This is a genomic window from Spirosoma spitsbergense DSM 19989 (assembly GCF_000374085.1).
Taxonomy (GTDB): domain Bacteria; phylum Bacteroidota; class Bacteroidia; order Cytophagales; family Spirosomataceae; genus Spirosoma; species Spirosoma spitsbergense.
This window is the reverse complement of record NZ_KB893488.1, coordinates 37,192-62,354: the sequence shown is the minus strand read 5'-3', so window position 1 is coordinate 62,354 and position 25,163 is coordinate 37,192. Positions and strand designations below refer to the sequence as shown.

Below are 25,163 nucleotides of genomic sequence, written 5' to 3'. Positions count from 1 at the left end.
TTTAGTAACGGCAAACTAAACCGCCATTCAATATAAGGCAAAAACCTTTGATTGAACGGCGGTTAGACCTTAAGGAAAGTTAATCAGGGTTTACATCATTCTTTCACTACTTTTTTTACCATCTGCCGACCGTCTATGTCGGCTTTGATAAAGTAAATTCCCGGTGCCAGCGGACTGAAATCAACCGATACGTCATGCTTCATCAGGGTATTGGGTAAGTTCCACTGATGCAGGTTTTGGCCCGTTGCATCGGTCATCGACAGCCTGGCTTTAGCGGGTTTGTCGAGGGTGAGCGTAATCGTGGCCTGACCCGACGATGGGTTTGGCGATACGGACAACTGGCTGCCCGGCGTGGCTGGCTCGATGGCGGTGATGAGATTTATCGTAACACCGGGCGATGTGGTCGTGCAACCCTCTTTGCTGACCGATACCGTATAAACACCCGGCTGCCGAGCCGGGTAAATGCTGGCAGTAGCTCCGGCAAGCGCACTCCCCGCCAGATTCCACTGATACCCCAAACCCGCCCCGGTATTGGCACTGAGCGACACAGTGCCGTTTGGTAACAGGTCTAGACTGGAGGCCGTAATCTGCGCAGCGGGTGAAGCAACCGAACTAACGCTGAAACTGTTGCCGGAACTACACCCTTTTGCATCGGTAATGCGCAGGCTGTACGAATCGGCCGTACTAATGGTCTGATCGATAGCCGTGCCGATGACCGTGTTCCCCCGTTTCCATTCGTAAGTGAGTGCGCCGTTGCCATTCGTGGTTAGGGCGGTCAGCTTCGTCGACGCTCCTCCGCACAGGGTAGGTGTTCCCGACACCCCGGCCGTTAGTGAACAGGAAACATACGTAATGGTTGCTGCGGTAGTGCTGCTGCAACCGGTCTGATCGCCAACGGTCAGGGTAATGGTTGTCGTCGTCGTGAATGGTCCAAAGGTGGGGTTGGCGGTAGTGGCGTTGTTGCCCGATACACTAGCTGGCGTTGTTTGCCATTGATAGGTGTAGGCCGGAGTACCTCCCTGGGCCGTTGTAACGCTTTCGGTCCTGTACAGTTCCGTCCCGGTAAGCGTAGCCCCCGGCCCGGCATTGGCCACTGGTGCCGGTTTCGCACTGACAGTAAACGCATTGGTACGACCCACACACCCGGCCTGGTCAGTAGCTTCCAGCACGATACTGCCGGGTTGGGTGAGCGTTAGGGAAGTGGCTTGCCCAATAGAAAGCCCATCGCGTTTCCAGTTGAATGCATAAGGCCCCTTGCCCCCACTTGCCGACGCACTCAGAACGGTTGAGGCTCCGCTGCAAAACTGGACTGCGCCGGTGTAGGTTGGGGTGGGGCCTGAAACCGTTAGGTCGAAGGATGCCACAGCCGCACACCCGGACGATGCGTCGGTAATGCTGACGCTATACGTGCCGGTGGCCGTTGCCGGGAGTGTTGGCGAATTGGTACCAACAGCGGTGTTACCTAATTTCCAGGCGTAATTCAGTGTACCTTGTCCACCAGTTGCACTGGCCGTAAGGGTTGTGCTTGTGCCCGGACAAATCGAGGCTGCTCCGGCAATACTGGCTGATAGCGGGCAGGTACTGATAATATTGACCAGGTAATCTTCTGTTTCCCCATCAATCTGCTCACAGGGTGTTTCGGGTGCGTTTGTGAAGGCGGTACCGAGTCGTATACGCATCCGGGTCAGGCCGGGTTTAGCCGTGGCCGGAATCGTGAACTGATTCTCCAGTGTAGGATTCGGGTACGCCTGAACGGAACTGGTGTAATAAACCCGCTCATCGTCCGTAAACACCTTGTTCTGATCTAAATCCACCCAGATACTAACCGGATTGACGAATAACTTATCCTTGCTGGCCCCGGACTGTATCCGCATGGCATCGACCTGAAACGGAAAACTGGTACCGGAAGTCAGTTTGATAGCCGGGTTACCCGTCAGATCGGAGTAGGCATTACCGTTCTGACTACAAACGCCTTTGCTATCCAAAAGAACGGATGCTTTACCTGCCGACCAGATTTTGACCGACTCGATGCCAATGGTTCCATCGCTGGATGAACAACTGTAACTGTCGCGCTGCATGGGTGTGCAATAGTCCGATGGTTCAGACCGTCCGTAGTACAAATCGAATTGGTCTCCTTTCATCAGCGATGAAGCGGGTACCGCCAGAAACGGGTTCATAAGGTTATCCAACTCATTCAGGTAGGCTCCGTTATTAGGCCTTGTATTCAGCAGAATGACCCATAGGTATCCGTTAAATCGCCACCAGACGGTCGCCGTGCCGGCCATACCACCCCGATGCGTACTGGTGGGCGACGTAGGATACGTATAACAACCTAATCCATACCCAATGCCACCTGACTGCGGGATACTTACAGCCGACGGTGTATACATGTCCTGAATGCTCTTCGACGATAAAATGTCTTTTTTGCGTGAATAACCATCGGTAAACGCCAGTAGCCGGGCCATGTTGATTGCCGTTGTAATCCAGCCACTATGGGCATCCATCCGGGGAACCGGGAAATCGTAGGGTTGGTCGTAGCCCGGATAGGGATTGTAATAAACGACTTCATTCGGGAATCGTTCGGCCAGCGTTGTACCACCCATTTTCATGGTAGAAGGGTCGATACCAATGGGTTTTAGCAGGTTATCCTGCACGTATTTTTCATACTTGATGCCGGTTACTTTCTCGATAATCCGCCCAAGAACATTGATGCCAATGTTCGAGTAAACGAATTTGCTGCCGGGTGTTTGCGTGACCGGGCGATTGTCGAGTACAGCTGAAAGCACCTGCTCATTGGTGTAGCCGATCCACTCTTTCTGATAAAAGGGGTCAAATGTGTTTGTAGAGTAGTCCCATTCGCTGGTCCAGGGGTCGCCACCGGCCGTATGATTCAGTAATTGCCGAACTGTAATCTGTTCCAATTGAGGTGTATAGGGCTTTGTGCCGAACTTTGTCCCCAAAAGACTACCCGCGCCGAATACCTTTTGGTCCAGGCTAAGTTTGCCATCGTCCACTAATTTTAAAACCGCTCGGGCCGTAATTGATTTGGAGATGCTCGCCATCCGAAACAGGCTATTTGTGGTAATAGGCTCTCCTTTATCTTTATCTGCCATACCGTACCCTTTCGCATAAATCAACCGCTCATCTTTGGTGATAGCAATGGACAGACCCGGCACGCTGTATTTGGTCATGAATGCCTTTACGGCATCTTCTACCGTGGCAATATCGACCTGCATACTTACCTCAATGGTATAGTTCCGCGTGCTGCCATCTTCAGCGGTAATGCGATAAACGACGGGTTTTGTGAAATCATTGACCGAAGCATCACTGGTTTGCACCACCCCATTCACCGTAATTTTCGCCCCGGCCGATAGGGTGAAGGCGGGTTTCAGGCTCGATACGTTCGTTCCGGCGGGCAGGGTGATGATGTTGTGACTTTCAATTGTTCCGGTCAGTGAAACATCACCGGGTAAGCTGGGGTTGCTGGCTTGCAGGAATGAAAACGAGAGCAGGGATTTCTCATTGGATGCCAATGGCATAAGCCGTTCGGGCGAGCCGGCATGAATACGTGTGCCTGGCAGCACGGAGCAAACGAAAGCAAGGAGACAAAGTAGCGTTCTTGTCATAAAGTGGTGTGGATAGAAAGTAAGGTATGCGGTTTCACAATAAGACAATCAATACGTAAACATCCGGTCACTCGCGGTTGCCAGATTGACCAGCTTCGTTGGCATGGCCAACTCGGCTGGTTTTCCGGCTATATCGGCCTCGGTCATGCCCCGCGCTTTGGCCGACATCCCCGACACATAAAACCGGCCACCTGCTTTTACGATGGCCTCGTAATGTTCACGAAGTTTGCCGGTGCCTACTCCAACTACTTTGTCCAGTTCGGCATCTTTAAGCAGGGGAGCGGCATCGCCCGCCAGAAAGAGTGAAACGGTGTGCCCTTCGTCCAGGGCAGTTTTGGCCACTAGAAAAGCCAGGGCCGCTTTCGTGGGATTTTCGGGGCCGCAGGTAACGTGAATCAGGAATGTCATCTTTTTAGCGGGGTTAGTGGCTGATGGCTGCGCGTACAGGGTAGCGCAAACCATCAGCGTCAGGAGCAGGGTGAACAGGGAGCGTTTGTGATTCATGGCGTACGATGGTTGTCTTACTCCTCGTGAATCAGGGGCTTGATCTGTTCGGCCATCTCCGGCGTAACCGTAGTTTGATGGGCTTCCAGCGCGTGCTGGGCGGCTAGCTGGAGTACCTCGGCTTCGCTGTCGGCCTGAATGATACCGGGGCAATCGAAGCCCACATCTTTGCAGTGTAATGTTTTCATGAGTTGGATTGGTTTTAGTGAAACGGTTAATTGACTGATGTAAATGTCTAGGGGCTTCGGTGGATATCCTATACCCACAAAGGGGTATTTTTTAGGTAGTTGATGTTCATCGACTTTATCGGTTGAGTAGCTTAAAGTCGGTAAAGGCCTCTATGGTATCCCACTGAAATTTTAGTACGCCACCTACTTTTGTTTCCCGAATAGCAATGGTGAACTTGTCTTTCGGCGTATCCAGGGTTTTTATCTGGAGGGGTACTTCGGCAAAATCTTTACTCCGGTCCGGGTCGGTGGGCCACCGTGTTGTGTTGGTATTGAAAATAAGTCGCCATGCCTGCCGACCCGGAATTGTATACAGACTGTATTTGCCTTCGGGAATTACGGTCTCTCCAATCTGAATCGATTGCTGAAGCGTCAGTACGGTGGCATTGCTGGCCCCTGTTCGCCATACCGAATCATAGGGAACCACACCACCAAAGATTTTACGTCCTCGTTTATAGGGTCGGCTGTAGGCAACACTGATCAGGCTATTCTGAACGCTGACGTTCAGCGTGTCTCGCGGGGAGGGGTCACCAATACCCGGTGATTTTGCCATCCGTTTCGCCAGTTGATCAATGTCGATGGGGTCGTGTTTCGTTACCAGAAAATTGTAAACTGTGCCGGTGCCATCTGAACTGATTATTTTACCTTCGTCATCAACGTTAATTTTTGTGTACTCGATAAACGGTCCGCCAAAAATCATGGTATCTTTAGCCGTATAGCGAACGCTAACGGTACTGACTACACCAGAATTTGTCATTGTCAGTGGACCAAGCACTTGTTTGCCCGATTTTGCCAGACGGACGCAGTTCCATTCCATCAGTGAAAATAACGGGTTCGTACCACCGTAAAAATCCATACTGGCAGTAGCCTGCTTTCTAATTATCTCCTGCGGACTGTCTTTCTGTGAAATAAAGAACGTACACGTATCATCGGAACAAACCATGGTGCGGTTATACGGGAACCTCCAGGCAGTGGTAGCCTGATAAGGCAGTGAGCTATTGACGGGGTCCATAGCCGCCCAATTGAATTCCCGGATTGTGCCGTTCGGATAAAAATGGACGTTGAATACACCAATGTGATTCTCGAACATCCGGAACAGGACTTTCCCATACAGGTGATTATTGACGATACTATACGTTTCAACGAATACGGTGTCTGGCCCAATTTTCCCAACGAAGGAAGCCGTATAGGGTTTTGTCTGGCTAAAACTACCGGTAGTAGTGAGCAGGATAATCAATAAAATGCCCCTGAATTTTATGAAAAAGCGCATACGTTTGCCCGAATAAGGTTGCCTGTAACGATAACAAACCAAGCTGTGGCTCACCACGGATCAAAATCCGCCTTGCTGGTGATGTGGAACACCCGGCTATATGTGCCCCGGATATAGCGAATCTGATACCGGTGGCCTGACATGTGCGTCGTTTGTGTTTGCAGCAAATTGAAAAGAGTTACGGGGACACGACCCACGAAAATCACTTTTTGGCCCAGTCTATCAGGCGTTAAGCCGTTCACAATGCTTATGGACCGGGCGCGGGCCGCATCAAAACGCGCCCGCATGGCCTCCATCGTAGGCTCCTGAACGGACATTGGGTTTTTATCGGTCAGGTAGCGGCCTTTATTCTCCATTGCATCGGCCATCCATTCCTCATACCAGCATATATGCCCCACTACCCAACGAACGGGGTTCGATTCGGGGTTAGGTTGCCAGTCGGCTTCCTTTTCGGTAATGCCTTTCAGATTACCCCAAAGTGATTTATACTCCCAGCCAGTCATGTCCTGTAGCAGATGAGCCTCTTTCAGCGAAAAGTCGTCGTCCAGCGCGGGCGCGGGTCGTTCAGTGACGAGAAACGGTGTGAGGGCGCAGGCCGTGCTGCCTTGGTGTAAAAACGAACGGCGTGAGTGAAGTTTCATGGCTAAGCAATTGTTAGGTACTGACTTATGTGAACCGTGTGGCTGGAATTGGTTAAGAATTTTTCCGGAAAATCCTGGAATCCTAAAAAGGGTATTTCTTGGAAATTATCGACGTTGAGCTTTTCCGTAACCTATAACAAACGTAGCAAATAAGGCCACGTTAAAACAAGGGGAAATTTCCCCTAAAAGCGGTAGCAGACGTTTGGTTTTTCGCCAGGTTTTTTGCTGGTTGGCTAATCTATGTGGCAAGTCACAGCATATTGAAAACCTGACCATTCGGTCCGATGATGGTCGTCCCTCCGTATGTCTTTGTCAACGCCACCGACACGCTTAGGGCCAGGTTATGGGCTTTTTCCCTTTGTCTGCTTTTAGGCCGTTGGATAAAACAAAGTTGTGATGCACCAAAGCCCCGCACTATCCCCCAATTGGGGGATTTTTTGTATCGGTCAACCACTTTTAATTTGCGGGGGATTTCTGTTTCGCGATCATGCTGCTACGTACTTGCCTGTGGTTTATGTTTTTATGGGGTAGCTATACCGCTATGGCACAGCCTACGCTGAACGTATTGCGGATAGATGACCATTTTACAAAAAATTCGCTCTTTGGATACACAGCCTGTTTTAGTGATACCTCCCAAATCGTAACGATTGAGACTCTTTTAGCAGGCACTGCTAATCACAATGCATTTCGCTTGATTGATAATGAGATACTTAATGTGGGATTTTCCCCCTGGCCCCATTGGATTCGATGCAACATCCGAAATGAAACAAGCCATGAAAAATCGTTAGTATTTGGGGTTGACTTTGCCTATATCGACGATCTTTCATTCTTCGTCGTTGATGAACAGCGGCAACTACTCTATAGGAAGGAACAAATTAACCGTAAGACACCGATTGTTAATCGGCCTATTGCTCACCGTATGTTTGCCTTTCCGGTTACCATAAAGCCAAATCAGACTCTGACGCTCTATTGCAGGGCAATCCGGAAGAAGAGTGTGTTACTGTTACCCATCACGCTATTCAGCCAGCATGAATTTATAACAAACGGGTTTTCGTTCGATCTGCTGATCTCGCTGGGTATGGGTATTTGGCTCATTGCATTTTTAACCAGTTTAACCCTGTTTCTGGCCACTAAAAAAAACCTATTGTTCTATTATGCGCTGTACACCTTAACCTATGGCATTGCTTTTATGAGCCTAATAGGTATTTGGAACCACTATGTGCCAAATATTCCCTTGTTAGATGAGAATACGCATTTAGTTATGTTTGGCATAGCCGGATTTGCGCAATTAAACTTCACAACTGAGTTTTTGCAGCTTCGTAGTCTATTAAAGCGCAAATGGCTTACTGGCATAAAAATTATTTCCTTATTATCACTCTCGGCAGCGATTTATACTTTAATCTGGCCCTTCAGTTATACAAACTCATCCATTATATCAGGCGTTGGCCTGGTTATCGAATTGCTGATAGTATGCCTTGTTATTTTTGGCCTAACTCGTCGGAAGTACGAAGCGCTGGTGTATTTAATCAGTTTTTTACCACTGCTAATAAGCATTAGCTGGTTCTCCATTTCGGTGTTATTTTCTGTTGATATAAGTTGGCTATTTTACAAGTTGGGCTATGCTATTCCATTTGTCCAGATCATCGTGTTGGGCATTGGTGTAGGGTTTAAATTAATTCGGGAGAAAGAAGAATCGTTAACCGCTGTTAGTGCGATGAAACAGCAGTATGTTGAACAACTCCTCAACGCCCAGGAAATCGAACGCCGACGTATTGCCAGGGATCTGCACGACGACATCGGTACCTCGCTCATTGCCCTGCGTGGTAAACTTCCCACTGATAGCCCCGATGCACACAATTTCCTCGATCAGATTATTGCCGACGTACGGGCGGTGTCACATAACCTCATGCCTGACGAATTGGCAACGCTTGGTCTGGCTGGCGCGTTAAGTGAAGTGGCACATCGGTTAGCAGAGTCATCAGGAATTAAGTTTTTATTCATAAGCGCGGGCGAGACCGTGCCACTTTCTCCAATGGCCGAACTGACTTTATATCGTGCTGTATTGGAATTAATGAACAACGTGGTACGCCATAGTGGGGCTACTGAATCGCTTGTTCAGTTAGTATATCATCCTGATCTGTTGAGTATTATCGTAGAAGATAATGGCCGAGGGTTTACGAATAAAAACACTGAATTAATGAACGGAATTGGACTGAATAGTGTAGCTTCACGAACCGAATGGTTAAGGGGCCTGATGGCCATCGACTCATCAGTAGCAGGCACAACCATTCGGCTCGAAATTCCGTATGATCCCCATCCTTCCTGAACCGATTCGCATTCTCTTAGCCGATGATCATGCTCTTTTCAGTGATGGTTTAGCCCTGCAACTCACCCAGTCAGACTCCTCAGTAACGGTCGTAGCGCAGGTGTTCCGGGGGAGCGATGTACTTCCTGCCGTCCATGAATGTAGCCCAGACATCGTGTTGCTGGATATTAACCTCCCTGCTCCCAATGGCATTGAGTGCGTCCGGCAGTTATCAGCTACATTCCCGTCGGTTAAAACGATCATGCTGACGATGTACGCCTATCGACGGTTCATCAATGAATGTTACGATGCTGGAGCCGCTGCATACCTGCTTAAACACGTTCGCGTTCCCGCTATACTCGATACCATACGGCGCGTTCTTGCAGGCGAACGTATTTTTCCGACCCCACCCACTATCGATCTCCACGCTGACGATAGTTTCGTGGTGCGCTTTAAACTAACACCTACTGAAATCAAAATCATCAAACTAATTCGGCTGGGACTGAGCAATCCAGAAATTGGCCATAAGTTGTTCATCGCAGTCGAAACGGTGAAATCGCACCGCAAGAATATTTATCGTAAGCTGGCTATTACTAATCTTTCAGAACTAATCAACTTTGCAATAGAATACGGATTGTAGGAACAATAAATCACAAGTGATTAGGCGCTTTATACTACATCAAAAGCCCCGGCAGGCTTCTACTCAATGGCTAAAGTTAGGTTTCTTATTCACTTTGGAATTTACTACTGAATCGGTAGGCTGATAATAAATTGGGTTCCCTGCCCCTCCTGGCTCTCCACCCACATCTCACCCTGTGTCCCTTGTCCCTTGGTGATGATGTCGTAACTCAGCGATATACTCAACCCCGTACCCTGTCTCGTGGGCTTGGTGGTGAAGAAGGGTTGAAATACCTTACAGGTACTTTTGATTTTGGCCAAAAACCTTTTCCAGGTGGACAGGAACGTCCAACATAATGCCTTTACCACGAAACTCTGGTCTGGAGTTTCGTAGCTTATTTACCTGGGTTTTTTTAAAAGAAGGATAGACATCCAGCCGCCCGAAGGTTAAAATACATCAAGTATATATATTCTGGCTAACCTCCCTGCTGGCAAACTAAGCTGCACTGGGGAACTATTTACTACAAACTGGCTATCAATAATCTGGCTGAACTTATTCAGTTTGCCTGCGAGCCTAGTTCGTAGTACAGAACAAACCAAAACGGTCTGGTATGTTGTCTCAGAAACTGACAACATACCAGACCGTTTTGGTGAAAAAAAACTGTTACTCCGTTAGTTTAGGCTAGCCTAAGCGGTAGTACCGCCACAGCTCGAACCGGCTCCGGCGGTGCAGCCGTAGCAGTGCTGGTTGATGACCACTGTGCGCTGACTCAGCGTGTCTACGTCGAAGTTCTGGACGTGCTGTACCGGACTGGCCACTTTCAAATCCAGCATCTGGTTGAAGTCGCAGTCATACAGGAAACCGTCCCAGCTAATCGAGATGGTATCCCGGCACATAACGCCCATAGCCGCTACGGGGTTGAAGGCATTCACCAGCTTTTCCATATAGGCATCATAGTTGCCCGACGAAATCAGGTAATCCAGGTACCGGCTGATGGGGATGTTGGTGATGGCGAACAGGTCGTTGAACACAATACCAAACTCATCGAACAGTACCCGTTTGAACTGACGGGTCAAACTATCCTGCGAACCGGGCAGGAACGCCCCGTTCGGGTTGTACACCAGATTTAGTTTCAGGTCCGAATCGGGTTGGCCGTACCCAACGGCATTGAGCATACCCAGCGCCTTGATGGAGTCACTAAAAACGCCTTTTCCGCGTTGACGGTCCGTTTTGTCGGCATTGTAGAAGGGGAGTGAACTCACCACTTCCACCCGATGCTGGCGGAAGAACTCGGGCAGGTCATTGTATTTGGGATTCGCTACAATGATGGTCAGGTTGCAGCGTACAATAACGTGCCGACCCAGCTTCCGGATTTCTTCCACAAACCACCGGAAATCGGGATTCATTTCCGGGGCACCACCGGTCAGGTCGACCGTAGCGATGCTTGTTTTGGCCAGCGCATCGAGGCATTGCTGCATCGTTTCGCGGGTCATGATTTCCTTCCGGTCTGGCCCGGCATCGACGTGGCAATGCTTGCAAACCTGGTTGCACATCTTACCCACGTTGACCTGAAAGATAGCAGGTTGGTTGGGTAATAATGGAAAGAGTCCGGCATCCTGCAGTTTTTCGTGAAAAAGCGGGAGCTGTAAGGTATCGGCAACCTCGTCGTGCAGCGACTGCAATTGAACCGCTGAACTGGCTAACTGGTGGCCACTGGCTTTAAGTGATTTCATAGAGTAGGTAACTGGTTTACAGTATACGGTATTCAGTTTACGGTAGCTGACGCCCAATAATACGGTTGCGTCAGCCACCGTAAACTGAATACCATAAACTATAAATCATAAATTGATTTTGCTTACATGGAAAGGCTCTTTGCTTTGTTCATCATCTGGACGCCATGAACCAGGGAGGCACCTCCCCGAATGGCGGCTGCTACGTGAACAGCTTCCATCATTTCCGCTTCCGAGCAGCCTTTTTCGAGCGTGTCGCTGGTGTAGGCGTCGATGCAGTAGGGGCATTGTACCGTATGCGAAACGGCCAGGGCAATCAGCGATTTCTCGCGGGCTGTCAGGGCACCTTCGGCAAAAACGGAACCGTAGTAGGAGAAAAACTTGTCGGCCAGTTCTTTTTGAAACTCGCCGATTTTACCGAACTTTTTGAGGTCTTCAGGATTGTAATACGTTTCCATTTGCTTGAAAGAATCTTGATATATAAACGAAAATAGACTGTTTTTAGATTGAAAGTCACTCGTGGTCATCAAGTTGTCAGGGGTAGTCATTCATCGTTCCACTCGACCACAAATGCCAATGAATGAGTACCACTGACCAGAAATGACAACCTGATGACTACGAGTTCATTCGTAAAAATGACGCATGCGCCGGATGCTGGTTAGTACCACCCAGTCGCCAATGCGGGGAAAATAGGTATGCACCACCGCAATCAACAAACCTAAAGCCGAAATAACCGTTCGTTTTTGCCGACGGCGAATGTGCTTGAGAATGATAGCTGCTACCTCTTTCTGGCTTTTCTGCCAGCGGGGTGGGCGGTGAGCAATGGGTACCGGTTGCCCTTCAGCATCCATAACCCGCTTTTCGGGGTCGTTCTGGGTAAAGCCAATGTGGACCACGCCAAACTGAATACCCGTGTGGTCCAGTTCCAGCCGGAGCGTGTGCGCCAGATTGGTCAGAGCGGCTTTCCCGGCGCAATAGGCCGAGCCGCTGGGCATCCCGTTGAGGGCCGAAATGGACGAAATAAACGTAACGCTGCCCCTTGTTTTGATCAGATGCGGCAGGGCCACTTTGAGGGGGTAAACGCTGCCATACACATTACTGTCGAACACCTCCCGAAACACGTCGGGCTGCATATCGGCGAAGTATGCCCGCATGGAAATACTGGCGTTGGTAATCAGAATATCCAGTTGGCCAAAGGCGTCGATGGCGGTACTGATCAGGCGTTCGCAGTCGGCATAGACCGTTACATCGGCCAGGCAACTTACGACCGGGAGTTCCCCGGCCAGAAATTCCTGCTCGGTTTGGGTCAGCCGCTCGGCCGTTCGTCCGTTGAGGATAACGGAAGCCCCGGCTTCGCACAGGGCGCGGGCGGTTGCTTTACCAATGCCTGATTCGGAACCTGTAACGATGGCTACTTTTCCGGCGAAAGGGCCGGGTATGCCCTGGGCCGGTCGGCGAATACCGATTGGCTTTTCGTCTGGATCTAACTCAACTGTCTCGCAAACTGCCTGCCCGGATTTGTCCGGCATCAACAGGACTGAGGGTTTATTTATTTCCGGCATTCGTTGTAACATAGTCATGTTTTTTAAACCAGTCGAAGGCATCACGGATTGCTTCGACAATGGGTGTTTGCGGAAGGGCCAGTTCCAGAATGGCTTTTTGGGACGAGAAATAATGCCCGTCGCTGGCAACGGCAATCATAGCCGAATTAAGCTGACCCGGATGCCCGGTTAACCGTGCCCAGGCATCGCACAAAAAACCGTACAATCGGGCCAAATCCGGCGGAATGGGCAATCGGGGCGGAGCAACACCGAGTAGCCCGGCCATTAATTGAAACGATTCCTGATAGCTCATGTTCTGATTGCCCAGAATATAGGACTCGCCAATTCGCCCCTGCGTCAGGGCATTGACCGTGGCGACGGCCACATCCTGAACGTGGACAAAATTCTTACCGCCCATTGGATACCCGATGACCTTACCCCGGAATAGTTCAATCAGCATCCGTCCCGATGTTGGTTTGGCATCCAGCGGCCCCAGCATAAAGGTAGGATGAACCAATACCGCCGGTAAGCCCAGTTCGCGCACGGCCTGCTGTACTTTTTGGGTAGCGGCCCGTTTACTGTCGATGTAGTCCGAGCCGTAGCCCTGCCCGGCAAAGGGAGTGGTTTCGGTACCGGGATTTTCCCGGCTGCCAAAGCCAAACACATTGGCCGTACCGACATACACGAATCGGTTTACCCGGCTGCGGTGAGCTACCTCAATAAGGGTTTCGGTACCCGCCAGATTCATGGCCCAGATGGCCGGGCTGCGGGCCGGATTGACCTGTGCCAACGCGGCTGCATGAATCAGGGCATCACAACCGTCGATAGCCCGTTCCAGCGAATCCGGCTCGCGGATGTCTCCTTCGCAATACGTGATGGGTAATCCGGCCAGCGTCTGGCAGTTGCTACCCGGCCGCACGAACGCCCGGACATGGTAGTTACGACTGAGCAGCTCGCGTGTCAGATGAGAACCCAGAAAGCCATTGGCGCCAGTGACCAGTACTGTTTTATTCATCAGCGATAGTTGAGCAGCGCTTTATAAGTACGGGCAATCCGGGTAGGGCATACGTTCAGGAAAAAGAGGGAGAAAGCGGTTAGGTTTGCTACCTGTACCCGCAGCCAGCTATTGGTATCATATTTCCGGGCCGAAACGAGAACATCTTTGGGGATGATGGCAAAGCGGGCAACCTTCCGGATACGCACGATCATGTCAAAATCTTCCATGATGACGTAGCGTTCGTTAAAGCCTTCCAGCCGGTCGAACAGGATACGGGTGATGAACAGGGTCTGGTCGCCCCCCCGGCTCATAATCCCCGGAAAACGGGTTCCGTAGCTGTTGAAGCGCAGCAGTGGTTTGGGGGAGTTGAACCGAAACCGGTAGCAGCCCGATTCATACCCCGATTGTACGGCTTGTACAATATCCTGGTTGAAGTCGGGGTGAATCCGAACATCAGCGTGTACGAAATAGAGTAGTTCCCCGGTGGCAACGCTGGCCCCGAAGTTCATCTGGGCTGCCCGGCCCGGTTTGGGTGATTGATGCACGCAGGCACCCGCCTGCCGGGCTACGTTGGGGGTGCCATCCGTACTGCCGGCATCGATAACCAGAATTTCGATAAGTTGTGGCCCACCATAGGCTCGTAAATCATGCACTAACTGCCCGATATTACTAGCTTCATTGTGGGTCGGGATGATGGCACTAAACGTCATTAGTAACTAATTATAAATGGCAAACTACTACATTTATTGGCCCTGAACAACAGCAAAAGGCGATTCGCGCGGGATTTTGTTTAAAACGCTTCCCCGATGGTGAGGTAGAATCCACTCGATTGCTGACCAAATCCATAATCAACCCGAATGTTGAGATGGTCCCGCCGATTGATGGTGAACCGTAGCCCGGCACCATAAGCAGCCTTCGGGTCGGCAGGGCGCAGGAGCGATGCATCGTCGCCCAAGATTCCTACCCCACCAAAAACAACACCGCCCAGGCGTTTATAAATATCAAACCGTACTTCGCTTTGTATCAGCGCTGCATTCTGATCCCGAAACCGGCCTTCATAATAGCCCCGCATTCGTTTGGTGCCGCCCAGCAACGACATGGCGTTGAACGGCGCGACACCCGTTGTAAAACTTACGAAATAATTGAGGGCTAAGATTGCGTGCCTGCTCAACGCGTGGTAAGACGACACGTCGGCGGAGTACCGGTCGAACCGGACGTTGCTGCCCCATACCCGGCTCTGATTCAGGAACGCCACATCGGCAACCATGCCGCTGGTGGGAAAGAAAATCTGGTTCCGGGAATCGTAAAACAGGCCCAGTCCTGCACCGGCCAGCTTACTGCCCAGCCCGCCCGGTACCGTACCCGTAGCCAGCAGCCCATCGGGATCTACGCTGGTTACCTGATAATCTTCGTATTGATACCGCACCCCGGCGTACAGTTTTCCAACCGGAATGACCGAAGCCGCTATCTGACGGAACGCATTGACCCGGATACGCGGAAAATTGACGGCGTATAACTCACGGGGTACTTCCCGCTGGCCCACGCCAAAAAAGAAATAACTGTATTTGTAGTACCCTGCCTCGCCGTTGATGTAGTATTTATCCCGGTCGTAGAACAACTGGAAAGGGATGTAAAACAGCAACTGTTTATTTTGCGTATAGGCAGCTCCAAGCGTGACCTGCGAGGGGCGTACGGTAGCTGCGGAATCGGCACGGAGGGCCGTCATATCGCGCTTGAATCTAAATGTAAACGTAGGGGCAACCCCGTAGGCGAATCGGGTTTCGGGGGTGTAGTAAATAAGGGGTAAGGGCAACAAACTAAATGCTTTCGGAACACTATCGGCAGGGGAAGAAATGGATAATGCAGTAAACAGGGTTAAAAGGAGCATTTGACATAGAAGTTGACGTACTTTAGCATACGATAAAGTAACCAACAGAGTTTGGACCCGAACGAATCAAAAACCTTTTGGGCTTTCGGGTCGTATATCAATTAGTAACAAATTTTTTAAAGGTACTATGAAAAAAACATCATTTCTTACACTGGCTTTAACGGGGTTGCTTATCACCCTGCTTACGGCTTTTACCTGCACGAACAAAACCACGTACGATACAACCGGCGCAGCTCCCGTTGATCACAGCATTTTCGATAAACTGCTGAAAAAATACGTCAATGATAAAGGGCTTGTTAACTACAAAGGGTTTAAGTCGGACGTAAAAGTACTGGATCAGTACCTGGATATGCTGAGCAAGAACCCACCGGCATCGTCCTGGAGCAAGAACGAGCAGATGGCTTACTGGATCAATGCCTATAATGCCTTCACCATTAAGGATGTTGTAAAACATTATCCCATTGAGAGCATCAAGGACATTGGGTCGAAAATCCAGATTCCTTTTGTCAATACCCCCTGGGCGGAGAAGTTTTTTACCATTGGCGGGGAGAAAATGAGTCTCGACAACATTGAACACGGTACGTTACGCAAGAAATACAACGACCCCCGGATTCACTTCGCGCTGGTATGTGCATCGATCTCCTGCCCCCGGTTGCGGAATGAAGCGTACATGGCTGATAAACTGGAAGCCCAGCTGAATGACCAGGGAAATGATTTCCTGAATAATCCGGCTAAAAACAAAATCAGTAAAGATGAATCCAAACTATCGAAGTACTTCGACTGGTACAAGGGTGACTGGAAAGAAAGCGGGCAGTCGGTGGTGAAGTGGGTCAATAAATACTCGACAACTAAAATAACCGACAACACCAAAATCGATTATATGGATTATAACTGGAACCTCAACGAGCAGAAGTAATTCGTTGCCGAACCGGCTTTCCATGAAGCATATCATCATTATCGGTAACGGCATTGCCGGTATCACCACCGCCAGACACGTTCGCCAGCAGGACGACAGTGCTCGGATTACCGTCATTTCGGCGGAATCCGAGCACTTTTATTCGCGTACGGCCCTCATGTACATTTACATGGGGCACATGACCTACGAACACACCAAGCCCTATGAGGACTGGTTCTGGAAGAAAAACCGGATTGATCTGGTCAGAGGCTATGTGGGAGAGGTAGACACGGGTGCTAAACGTATTCGGCTCATCGACGATACGTGGCTGGATTATGATGCGCTGGTCATTGCCACCGGCTCCGTTTCCAGTACCGTCAACTGGCCGGGTCTGGATGCCACAGGGGTGCAGGGGCTATATGGGTTGCCGGACCTGGAAAGCATGGAGCATCATACCCGGGATATTGACCGGGCCGTAGTGGTAGGCGGGGGGCTTATCGGTATCGAGATGGCCGAAATGCTCCATTCCCGCCATATTGCCGTAACGATGCTCGTACGCGATACGCACTACTGGAGTTCGACCATCCCGGCTGAAGAAGGAGAACTTATTGGTCGTCACGTTCGCCAGCACGGCGTTGACCTGCAACTGCAAACGGAGCTGAACGAAATTCTGGCTGATGATAACGGGCACGTACGGGCCATTGTCACCACCGATGAGCGGGAGATTGCCTGTCAGTTTGTAGGGTTGGGCGTGGGCGTAACGCCCAATGTCAGCTTTCTGAAAACGTCCGGCATCGAACTGGGAAAAGGCGTTCTGGTCAATGAATACTTCGAGACGAATATCCCGGATGTGTATGCCATCGGCGACTGTAATGAGTTTCGGGCTCCGATAGCCGGCACGGACGGCAGCCCGCGAAAAGCCATCGAACAAATCTGGTACACGGGCCGGATGCACGGCGAAACCGTGGCGCAAACGCTGTGTGGCAACCGAACCGCCTACCAGCCGGGCGTGTTTTTCAACTCCGCCAAGTTTTTCGACATCGAGTACCAGACCTACGGCACCATGAACGCCAGACTGGCCGAGGGTGAGAAGACATATTACTGGGAACATCCAAACGGGCAGCAGTGCCTGCGCATCAATTACGCAGCGAAAGGGGAAGGTGTGGTGGGTATTCACGCCTTTGGCCTGCGCCTGCGCCACGCCGTTTGCGAACGCTGGATTCGGGAGCACCGCCCTTTGCCGGAGGTGTTGAGCCAGTTTCAGCAAGCCGATTTCAATCCGGAATTTTCGGAGAATTACACAGACCAGCTGGCCGGAAAAGCGCCCCCCCGGAAAAGCTGGTTGCAGCGATTATTTTAGCAAAGGGTCGGGGGAGGGAGGAGGTATGCGGTCCAATCGCTAACCCTTAAGTTCCACCCCCATGCCCTAAGCCACAAACCCCAAACCCTATGCTTACAAACACCCAACGTATTGGTTTAACGCTTTTCCTGATTGGCTTTGCCCTGTTCGTCGGTTCGCTCAGCCTGAGCCGTTATCAGTTGACCGATGCGGTTTTGACCAGCACCGTTAAGAAAGAGCAGTTGGCTGCTGTTGAATCGGCCACGTCGGGTATGCAGGGTACCGTGTACGGGTCGGCTTTTGGGTTTGTAAGCGATTTCAAATCCGCCATCGCCAAACTGAATGACGGGTACAAAGCGCGGAACGAGAAAGACAAAATCATCAATGACGACTACGCATTTCCGGTTACCAAAGCCGCCAGTATTGGCTTCTTCCCGGATAACAGTCTGCTGTTTTTCTGCCTGAGTCTGCTACTGTGCGTGGGGGGCGCATTGCTGTACATCATACCGAAAAAGAGGCAGTTGCCGGGTATCAAAAACAACGGTGTTTTTCATAATCCAGCCACCAACCGGGGCTGGATTGGCATCGTCATCGGCAGTTTCCTGATTGGCTTTTACGTGCTGCTCTATTTCTACCCCGAATACCTGACCAACTGGGTACTCATGTTCGACCCGTTGAGCCGACTGCTGAACGGCGGACCCGCCAGCCAGTGGTTCGTGTACGGCACCCTTTATACACTGGCCATTCTGGTGATGGGTGTTCGGATGCTGGTCAAGTACCGGGGCAATCCCTACCAGCAAATCCGCACGGTGTCGGTCATGTTCTTCCAGACCTGCTTTGCGTTCCTCATCCCCGAACTGCTGTCGCTGTTCAACCAGCCCGCGCAGGATTTGAAAAATATGTGGCCGCTCGACTATAGTTTTTACTTCGACTACCGGCTCGACCAGAAAATTCAGGCTGGTACGTTCGGTCTTTTTCTGCTGGTGTGGGGAACGGCCCTCTGGCTGATTGGTGTGCCGGTTATGACGTATTTCTTTGGCAAACGCTGGTATTGCTCCTGGGTGTGTGGTTGCGGTGGCCTGGCCGAAACGCTGGGCGACCCGTACCGCCAATTGTCTGACAAACGGCTGGTTGCCTGGAAGTTTGAACGGGTGGTGGTGCATGGCGTGCTCGTTTTTGCCGTGGTGATGACGGTAGCCGTGCTATACACCTATGTAAGCGGCCAGTCGGCGCTGTTTGGGTTTCTGGATTCGTACAGCCTGCGTTCCGGTTATGGTTTTGCCATTGGCTCCATCTTTGCCGGGGTGGTGGGTACTGGTTTCTATCCCGTTATGGGTAACCGGGTGTGGTGCCGGTTTGGCTGTCCGCTGGCTGCTTACCTGGGTCTGGTCCAACGCTTTAAATCCCGTTTTCGCATTACAACCAACGGCGGGCAGTGCATTTCCTGTGGCAACTGCTCGACCTACTGCGAGATGGGTATCGATGTTCGGTGGTACGCGCAACGTGGTCAGGATATTGTCCGGTCGTCGTGCGTGGGGTGTGGAGTTTGTTCGGCTGTGTGCCCACGGGGCGTATTGAACCTGGAAAATGATGATGAGACAAACCGTATGCCTGCCATAAACCCAATTTTGCTGGGAAATGACGGTATCCGCGTAAACGTATGATGGTAAGAATAGGTAATAGTAGCGCAAAATTACGTGTGCCGGGTTATAATCCGGTCTTTCGGAAACTCCCCAAAAAGGGGGTGCTTTTCCTGATTATCGTATTGGGTACCTCCCTTTCTGGGTTGGGGCAGGCACCTGATAGCACGCAGACCCGGCAGTTTGTTATCGACATAGCCGGTATTAAAGTAGGTACCATGACGGCCATGCGTCAGCCAAAAGGCAACCAAACTGTTTTGTACACCATTATCAGTGATGTAAGTGTCAATTTGCTGGTTTACAAAGTGAAAGTGTATTACAAGATGGTGAGCCTGATGCAACAGGGCAAACTCACCCGTTCTACTGTGGAAGCCCAGACCAACAAGGGTAGTTTTCTGACCAAAACGGAGTGGAAAAGTGACCATTACGACATCGTGGCCGAACAGTACAAGTATTCCCGAAAAGCAACCGAAACCCGGCCCATCACCTACATTCTGAGCAACGTGTACTTTGGTGAACCCGTTGGCCGAAGCCGTATCTATTCGGAGTACTTCGGCGACTACTTCGCTTTTACGTCCCCCGCGAAAGGAGCTTATACCGCCCGACTCAGCGACCGGGAAGATGAATACGAGTACGAAGGCGGTCAGTTAGTGAAAATCATCAAGAAAAACTCCCTCAAGAATTTTATCATCCGACCGGTAAAGTGAGCAGGAGCGAGGGAGGCTACCGGTACAGTCTACCGTATGGTGAATCCAGCATAATCATTGTACCTTTTCCTGCCACTTTGCTATTTATCTGCACCCTTTCGTTCTTTCTTATAACCAAAGTTGGTTTAGTGAACTGCTTTAGTGAAAGTGCGGATAATTCCTCGGGAAATTGATGTTAATTTGCTGATTATCAATGGTTTTATGTTGATTGCCTTTGCGTACATGAATGCATTGGGTGAACTATTAATGATATAGTCTGTAAACGATCCTGGTACGTCCATACCAGGTCAACTGAAAGCAAATAGTTGATTAGCAATAACTCAATCCATATATTCATTGGCCACTTTCTGGTAGCGATGTATGATAGCCGAAGCTCCGACCAACCGTAACCGATTACTAGACCGATTTTATTCGTCCTTACTGTCTGAAAAAATAAAAGAGAAAAGCGAGTTTGTCATCGTGCTGATGGCTATTATAGGTTTCGGAGTTCACCTGCTTCTCATTGCAGCCGTCAGTCTGGACCTCATCCGGCCGCAGGACCACTCCAAACTCCTGGACAGTCCAATTGCCGCGATCTACACGCCGTTCTCGTTTATCCTGATCTACGAGGTCTATCTGCTGGTCTATTATTTGCCCAAGTCGATCTATAATTACATCGGCAAGCAGTATGAGATTATTACGCTGATCGTGATCCGGCGGCTCTATAAAGACCTGTCTAAACTGGAATTTACCGACGATTGGTTCAAAGTGCGGGACGACCTGCAGTTTACCTACGATCTGGTGGCGACTGTGCTGCTGTTTTCGCTTATTCTGATCTTCTACCGGCTCAAGCAAAAGCAGGGTGAGCCCGGACAAAAACAATCCCATTCCCTAGAGACCAAACGGTTTATTACCCTCAAAAAACTGATTGCCACGTGTTTGGTGCCTATTTTCGTGGGTATGTCGGTCTATAGCCTTAGTCACTGGATATATGAAAATTTCTTCTCCATTGGCCAGATGGTCGACTCAATGAAAGATGTGAACAAAATATTTTTCGATGAATTTTTCACGGTGCTGATCCTGACCGACGTACTGTTGCTGCTGATTTCGTTTTTGAACACCGATAAATTCAACAAGGTGATCCGCAACTCCGGGTTTATCATCTCTACCATCCTGATCCGGCTCTCGTTCGGTATTGATGGGCTGCTCAATACCATCCTGATTGTGGTGGCGGTGCTGTTTGGCGTGGCGGTTCTGGCCATTCACAATCAGTTCGAGAAACTGCCTGCGTCAACTAAGGCTGATTTGACCTGACGTTGCCCGTTTATGACGGGACACAACCGGTTCCTTTATAGCCCAACGACGGCAGGAGTACACCTCCCCTCCGCGTCATCGGCTCCGGTGGTCGTTGGGCGAAATACCCAGATTTGAAAAAATGTAAGTCCCAGCCCTCTTCCGGGCTGATCAATCCCCCGTTGGGCGTAGTTGCGAACCACCCAGCCTGCCCGCCCTTCAGGTCGTGTGCCAGCAAGCATTGACTGGTGCCATGACCACCTCCCTAACCATGGACACCCACGGCAAAAGTTTAAGCTACGCGCTCCTGGAAAGGAAAATTGAGGGGTAGAGGAGATTACAGAACGTTCCCCCTCTTTTCAGACAGTCATATGATTGCTTAATCACATCGGCATTATCTTTGTGTACCTAAATTCATACCGATGCCTATCCCTGACTTTCAATCTATTATGTTGCCGTTCCTGGAGTTCAGTAACGACGGGAATGAACATACAACGCGAGAAGCCGTAGGGTTTCTAGCTAATGAGTTTGGGCTTTCTGAATTAGAACGGGAAGAATTATTGCCGTCAGGAACTCAACGGATATTTGAAAATCGTGTTTCATGGACAAAAACCCATTTACTAAAAGCGGGTTTACTTGAGTCGTCCAGACGTGCTTACTTCAAAAGAACAGAACGAGGGAGAAAGGTTCTAGAGCAAAGGCTACCTAAAATTAACATAGCATTTCTTCGGCAATTTCCCGAGTATGTTGATTTTCAATCGCCGAAGCGTGATGAGAATGGTACGGCGGAAATAAACCACCCGAACGACGAAGTATCAACTCAAACACCTGATGAAACGCTGGACAGCGTTTATCAAAGCATTCGTAAAACACTTTCTCAGGATCTTCTGAGTAAAATCGTTTCTCTGTCTCCCGCCTTTTTTGAAAAACTGGTCGTTGAGTTACTCGTTAAAATGGGTTACGGAGGGTCAATTAAAGATGCGGGTAAAGCCATTGGTAAAAGTGGCGATGAAGGTATTGACGGAACCATAAAGGAAGATAAACTCGGACTTGATGTAATCTATATTCAGGCTAAAAAATGGGCACCCGGAAACGTAGTGGGACGTCCGGAATTGCATAAATTTGTTGGAGCACTGGCAGGACAGGGAGCCAAGAAAGGCGTTTTTATTACCACATCCAGTTTCACCAGAGAAGCCAGAGACTACGCGCCCCGCAACGAAACCAAGATTGTGCTGATTGACGGGGAAGAGCTAACCCAGCTCATGATTGATTATAACCTCGGTGTAACCGTTCAGCAGACGTACGAAATCAAACGGATTGATAACGATTACTTCGACGAGTAAAAAACGAAAACGCTTCTGACTAAATAACCTATACCATGTATGACGACGAAGAAGTGCCAACGCTGACCATTGTTGGTGTAGGCGAAATGGGGGCGGCTGTGGTTAATCAACTCCTCAAAACGCCACTCTACAGTGCCAGTTTACTCATCTGCCATGGTGATGCCGATGTATTGCGGGCTTCTGCAGCGCCTAACAAGGTGCTGTTTGAGACCAACAGACCCGACGACGAAGCCAGGTGGCATCTGACAGACGCGCTTAGCAATCCGGAGTTACCCGGCAAGATGGCCATTATCATATCTGATCTAAGTAGTTCTGACGAGTACCGCCAGATGGCATTACTCATTCAACTTTTTAAGGAACAGGGAAAGTTAACGGTTCCTACGATTGGCCTATACCCGGATACTGACCCTGAGCAACGAAAACGGGTTGATCGCATGATACTTAACCTGCAACAGCAGGCGGATAGTGTCTGGATATGTACCCAGGAGCAGGAAGACTATCTTAAGCGGGTCGAACAAGTAGCCTTTTCGGTAAGCATACTGGCTAGTTTCTGCGAATCGACTATTGATACGGCTGACTTTCCGGATGTTAAAAAAGTGGTTGGGAAGGCCCGTATGGCGGTGGCCACCGCAACTGGAAAGGGAGATAACCGGGCGATTGACACGGTTAATGCGCTGATTGGTCAGATACAGGCGCAAACAAAGGGCGGACCCGTTGTTGACCGCATCCTGCTGATTACAAGCACCGGTAAAGAAAAACCGTTGCTGCTACGCGAACAAGTGGCAATATCAAACGGCATTAGCGACTTCATTGGCAGAGAGGTGAAACTGTTTAAATTTGGTGCCGTAACGGATGCCATGTTGGGTGAAGGAATAAGTGTAGCGCTTTTAATGGGCATGCCTTTCGATCAGGTAAAATAAGAATAAAGAACGGGGTTTGAGGACTAAAAACAATCCTTGTTCGTGTGATAGACAACCCAGGAAACCATGACGCATCTGCACGACTACCTACTGGCCCAGCATTCATTTAGCCGGGATGAACTGCGTTTGATTGAGGCTGAGTTCTTGCCAAAAACGTACCGAAAAGGCGCGTTTCTGCTACAGGTAGGGCAAGTTGATCGCTACATCTGGTTTCTGGAACGCGGTATTCTTCGTCTTTTTGAGGAGCCGGTAGCGGGGGAAGAGCAAACAGTCTACTTCGTTAGTGCCGGGCAGTTATTCGCTGATCCGGAGAGTTTCGGTCAGCAGATTCCAACTGTTGTCAGTGTACAAACCAGTACCGACTGCCAGGCGCGGGTTATCAGCTATGACGGTTATCAGCGGCTTGTACACGCAATTTCAGTCTGGCCGGACGTTGTTCGTCGCATTACCGAGCGGACGTTGATGGAGAAAGTACAGAAACGCAGCCGACTATTGTATGAAGATGCCCGCACCCGCTACATCCGCCTGATGACCGAACAGCCTGACGTAGTACAGCAGGTACCGCTGGGCATTATTGCGTCGTACATTGGGATTACGCTGCCCTCGCTGAGCCGTTTGCGAAAGCAGTTGGCCATAGAGCATGCCTGAACAGAACTCATTTTTTGCCAAATGGTAAAAATCGGGAACGTCGGATACCGGAAGTTTGCAGGGTACATTCAGCCCATTGACTATGCAAACGATTATCATTACCGGCGCCACGCAGGGACTTGGCTACTACGCGGCTCAAACGCTGGCCCGGCAGCACTACGCAGTCGTACTGGCAGGCCGTAATCAGGTAAAAAACGAAAACGCTGCCAGCACCATTCGACGGGCGACCAATAATCAACACGTATATGCCATGATGCTTGATCTGGCTTCGCTGGCATCGGTACGGCAGTTCGTGAACGCGTTCGCCAGCCGAACGGATTTGCCACCCCTGTTGGGCCTGGTCAACAACGCCGGGTTGCAAATTATTGGACCCACCGAATACACGGCAGACGGGTTTGAAATGACGTTTGGTGTTAATCACCTCGGTCATTTTCTGCTCACTACGCTGCTGCTGCCTCATTTTGCCCGGCAGGGCCGAATCGTAGTTGTCAGCAGCGGGACGCATTACCCCGATGATCCTTTTGCGCGGGCGTTAGGCGTGTTGCCTCCAGCCTATACAACCGCCGGGGAACTGGCGTATCCTGAACCGACTACCCGTAAACTCGCTGTGACAGGCACAATTCGGTACGCTACCTCGAAACTCCTGAATCTGTTGTTTGCCTACGAACTCATTCGCCGACTGCCCGCACTGGGTCGCGCCGACCTGACTGTCAATGCCTACGACCCCGGCCTGATGCCCGGTTCCGGCCTTGCCCGGCAACAAAGCGGCCTGCTGAAATGGGTTTGGACTAATGTGTTACCCGTGCTTCGGCTGTTGCCCGGAGTTGGTAGTGTGCAAACGTCGGGGCCATTGCTGGCCGGATTAATCAGCGACCCCGCTTTTGCTGATGTAAGGGGTAAGTACTTTTACTTCCATCGGCCGGGCGACCGGCGGGAGAAACCATCGTCGCCGGATTCGTATGATTTGGCGAAAGCACAGGATTTATGGACAACCAGCAAACAGTTGGTTGCGGAGGTATCCGTGATGAAGAAGGCCTGATGGCTGCCTGAA

25 protein-coding genes are annotated in these 25,163 nt (G+C 50.4%); 12 read left to right on the top strand and 13 right to left on the bottom strand.

Going from position 1 to position 25,163, the window contains the following annotated elements:
• Positions 1-95: 95 nt before the first annotated feature.
• The 5 genes from B157_RS36815 to B157_RS0111185 form a co-directional block, all read right to left on the bottom strand.
• A complete protein-coding gene (locus tag B157_RS36815) occupies positions 96-3,626 on the bottom strand; it encodes a serine hydrolase (RefSeq protein ID WP_084761793.1) in 3,531 nt (1,176 codons plus the stop codon).
• Positions 3,627-3,674: 48 nt separating this feature from the next.
• Positions 3,675-4,130, bottom strand: coding sequence for a DsrE family protein (locus B157_RS35075; RefSeq protein ID WP_020603419.1), 456 nt, complete (start codon positions 4,128-4,130; stop codon positions 3,675-3,677).
• Between the two features lie 17 nt (positions 4,131-4,147).
• The gene (locus tag B157_RS37405; protein ID WP_020603418.1) at positions 4,148-4,318 is read right to left on the bottom strand and encodes a DUF1059 domain-containing protein; all 171 of its coding nucleotides are present in this window, start codon (positions 4,316-4,318) and stop codon (positions 4,148-4,150) included.
• A gap of 115 nt (positions 4,319-4,433) precedes the next feature.
• Positions 4,434-5,627, bottom strand: a complete 1,194-nt coding sequence (locus B157_RS0111190; RefSeq protein WP_020603417.1) for a DUF2911 domain-containing protein — start codon at positions 5,625-5,627, stop codon at positions 4,434-4,436.
• A gap of 50 nt (positions 5,628-5,677) precedes the next feature.
• The gene (locus tag B157_RS0111185) at positions 5,678-6,268 is read right to left on the bottom strand and encodes a DinB family protein (protein ID WP_020603416.1); all 591 of its coding nucleotides are present in this window, start codon (positions 6,266-6,268) and stop codon (positions 5,678-5,680) included.
• 541 nt (positions 6,269-6,809) lie between these two features.
• On the opposite strand from B157_RS0111185, the gene B157_RS0111180 reads away from it, so the two are divergent.
• Both B157_RS0111180 and B157_RS0111175 read left to right on the top strand, forming a co-directional pair.
• Positions 6,810-8,594 carry a sensor histidine kinase gene (locus tag B157_RS0111180; RefSeq protein ID WP_169521719.1) on the top strand — a complete coding sequence of 595 codons (1,785 nt, stop codon included), beginning with the start codon at positions 6,810-6,812 and terminating at the stop codon, positions 8,592-8,594.
• Positions 8,575-9,213 carry a response regulator gene (locus tag B157_RS0111175; RefSeq protein WP_020603414.1) on the top strand — a complete coding sequence of 213 codons (639 nt, stop codon included), beginning with the start codon at positions 8,575-8,577 and terminating at the stop codon, positions 9,211-9,213. The genes B157_RS0111180 and B157_RS0111175 overlap by 20 nt, the downstream gene beginning before the upstream one ends.
• 104 nt (positions 9,214-9,317) lie before the next feature.
• On the opposite strand, the gene B157_RS39705 is transcribed toward B157_RS0111175, so the two are convergent.
• The 7 genes from B157_RS39705 to B157_RS0111140 all read right to left on the bottom strand — a co-directional run bounded on the left by B157_RS39705 (position 9,318) and on the right by B157_RS0111140 (position 15,348).
• Positions 9,318-9,512: an ATP-binding protein gene (locus B157_RS39705; protein ID WP_342664696.1), complete on the bottom strand. Its 195-nt coding sequence runs from the start codon at positions 9,510-9,512 to the stop codon at positions 9,318-9,320.
• A gap of 366 nt (positions 9,513-9,878) precedes the next feature.
• Positions 9,879-10,925: an arsenosugar biosynthesis radical SAM (seleno)protein ArsS gene (gene arsS / locus B157_RS0111165; RefSeq protein WP_026308633.1), complete on the bottom strand. Its 1,047-nt coding sequence runs from the start codon at positions 10,923-10,925 to the stop codon at positions 9,879-9,881.
• 122 nt (positions 10,926-11,047) lie between these two features.
• Entirely contained in the window at positions 11,048-11,380 is a 333-nt protein-coding gene (locus B157_RS0111160; protein WP_018620665.1) for an arsenosugar biosynthesis-associated peroxidase-like protein, read from the bottom strand.
• A gap of 165 nt (positions 11,381-11,545) precedes the next feature.
• Positions 11,546-12,502, bottom strand: a complete 957-nt coding sequence (locus tag B157_RS0111155) for an SDR family NAD(P)-dependent oxidoreductase (RefSeq protein WP_245565057.1) — start codon at positions 12,500-12,502, stop codon at positions 11,546-11,548.
• Entirely contained in the window at positions 12,468-13,478 is a 1,011-nt protein-coding gene (locus B157_RS0111150) for an NAD-dependent epimerase/dehydratase family protein (protein ID WP_020603409.1), read from the bottom strand. Before B157_RS0111150 ends, B157_RS0111155 begins: the two co-directional genes overlap by 35 nt.
• Entirely contained in the window at positions 13,478-14,170 is a 693-nt protein-coding gene (locus B157_RS0111145; RefSeq protein WP_020603408.1) for a TIGR04283 family arsenosugar biosynthesis glycosyltransferase, read from the bottom strand. Before B157_RS0111145 ends, B157_RS0111150 begins: the two co-directional genes overlap by 1 nt.
• An 80-nt stretch (positions 14,171-14,250) precedes the next feature.
• Positions 14,251-15,348 carry a BamA/TamA family outer membrane protein gene (locus B157_RS0111140; protein ID WP_020603407.1) on the bottom strand — a complete coding sequence of 366 codons (1,098 nt, stop codon included), beginning with the start codon at positions 15,346-15,348 and terminating at the stop codon, positions 14,251-14,253.
• Positions 15,349-15,475: 127 nt separating this feature from the next.
• Here B157_RS0111140 and B157_RS0111135 point away from each other — a divergent pair, with 127 nt between their 5' ends.
• The 5 genes from B157_RS0111135 (at position 15,476) to B157_RS0111110 (ending at position 21,222) form a co-directional block, all read left to right on the top strand.
• Positions 15,476-16,264 (top strand): DUF547 domain-containing protein, encoded by a 789-nt coding sequence (locus tag B157_RS0111135; RefSeq protein WP_020603406.1) that lies wholly within the window; start codon positions 15,476-15,478, stop codon positions 16,262-16,264.
• Positions 16,265-16,286: 22 nt separating this feature from the next.
• The gene (locus B157_RS0111130; protein WP_020603405.1) at positions 16,287-17,603 is read left to right on the top strand and encodes an NAD(P)/FAD-dependent oxidoreductase; all 1,317 of its coding nucleotides are present in this window, start codon (positions 16,287-16,289) and stop codon (positions 17,601-17,603) included.
• 89 nt (positions 17,604-17,692) lie between these two features.
• Positions 17,693-19,246, top strand: a complete 1,554-nt coding sequence (locus tag B157_RS0111125; protein ID WP_020603404.1) for a 4Fe-4S binding protein — start codon at positions 17,693-17,695, stop codon at positions 19,244-19,246.
• Positions 19,243-19,929, top strand: coding sequence for a DUF6134 family protein (locus B157_RS0111120; protein WP_020603403.1), 687 nt, complete (start codon positions 19,243-19,245; stop codon positions 19,927-19,929). Before B157_RS0111125 ends, B157_RS0111120 begins: the two co-directional genes overlap by 4 nt.
• A gap of 360 nt (positions 19,930-20,289) precedes the next feature.
• Positions 20,290-21,222: a hypothetical protein gene (locus tag B157_RS0111110; protein ID WP_020603401.1), complete on the top strand. Its 933-nt coding sequence runs from the start codon at positions 20,290-20,292 to the stop codon at positions 21,220-21,222.
• 35 nt (positions 21,223-21,257) lie between these two features.
• Here B157_RS0111110 and B157_RS38240 read toward each other — a convergent pair whose 3' ends face one another.
• Positions 21,258-21,443: a hypothetical protein gene (locus B157_RS38240; RefSeq protein ID WP_157618396.1), complete on the bottom strand. Its 186-nt coding sequence runs from the start codon at positions 21,441-21,443 to the stop codon at positions 21,258-21,260.
• Positions 21,444-21,454: 11 nt separating this feature from the next.
• Between B157_RS38240 and B157_RS40475 the strand changes: the two genes are divergently transcribed.
• The 5 genes from B157_RS40475 to B157_RS0111090 all read left to right on the top strand — a co-directional run bounded on the left by B157_RS40475 (position 21,455) and on the right by B157_RS0111090 (position 25,151).
• Complete coding sequence (locus tag B157_RS40475; RefSeq protein WP_425423195.1) at positions 21,455-21,532, top strand: hypothetical protein; 78 nt, start codon at positions 21,455-21,457, stop codon at positions 21,530-21,532.
• 91 nt (positions 21,533-21,623) lie between these two features.
• Positions 21,624-22,544, top strand: a complete 921-nt coding sequence (locus B157_RS0111105; protein WP_026308632.1) for a restriction endonuclease — start codon at positions 21,624-21,626, stop codon at positions 22,542-22,544.
• A gap of 35 nt (positions 22,545-22,579) precedes the next feature.
• Positions 22,580-23,464, top strand: a complete 885-nt coding sequence (locus tag B157_RS0111100) for an FtsZ/tubulin family protein (protein WP_020603399.1) — start codon at positions 22,580-22,582, stop codon at positions 23,462-23,464.
• Between the two features lie 66 nt (positions 23,465-23,530).
• Positions 23,531-24,112, top strand: a complete 582-nt coding sequence (locus B157_RS0111095; protein ID WP_020603398.1) for a Crp/Fnr family transcriptional regulator — start codon at positions 23,531-23,533, stop codon at positions 24,110-24,112.
• Between the two features lie 82 nt (positions 24,113-24,194).
• Positions 24,195-25,151, top strand: a complete 957-nt coding sequence (locus tag B157_RS0111090) for an SDR family NAD(P)-dependent oxidoreductase (protein ID WP_020603397.1) — start codon at positions 24,195-24,197, stop codon at positions 25,149-25,151.
• The last annotated feature ends 12 nt before the right edge of the window (positions 25,152-25,163 follow it).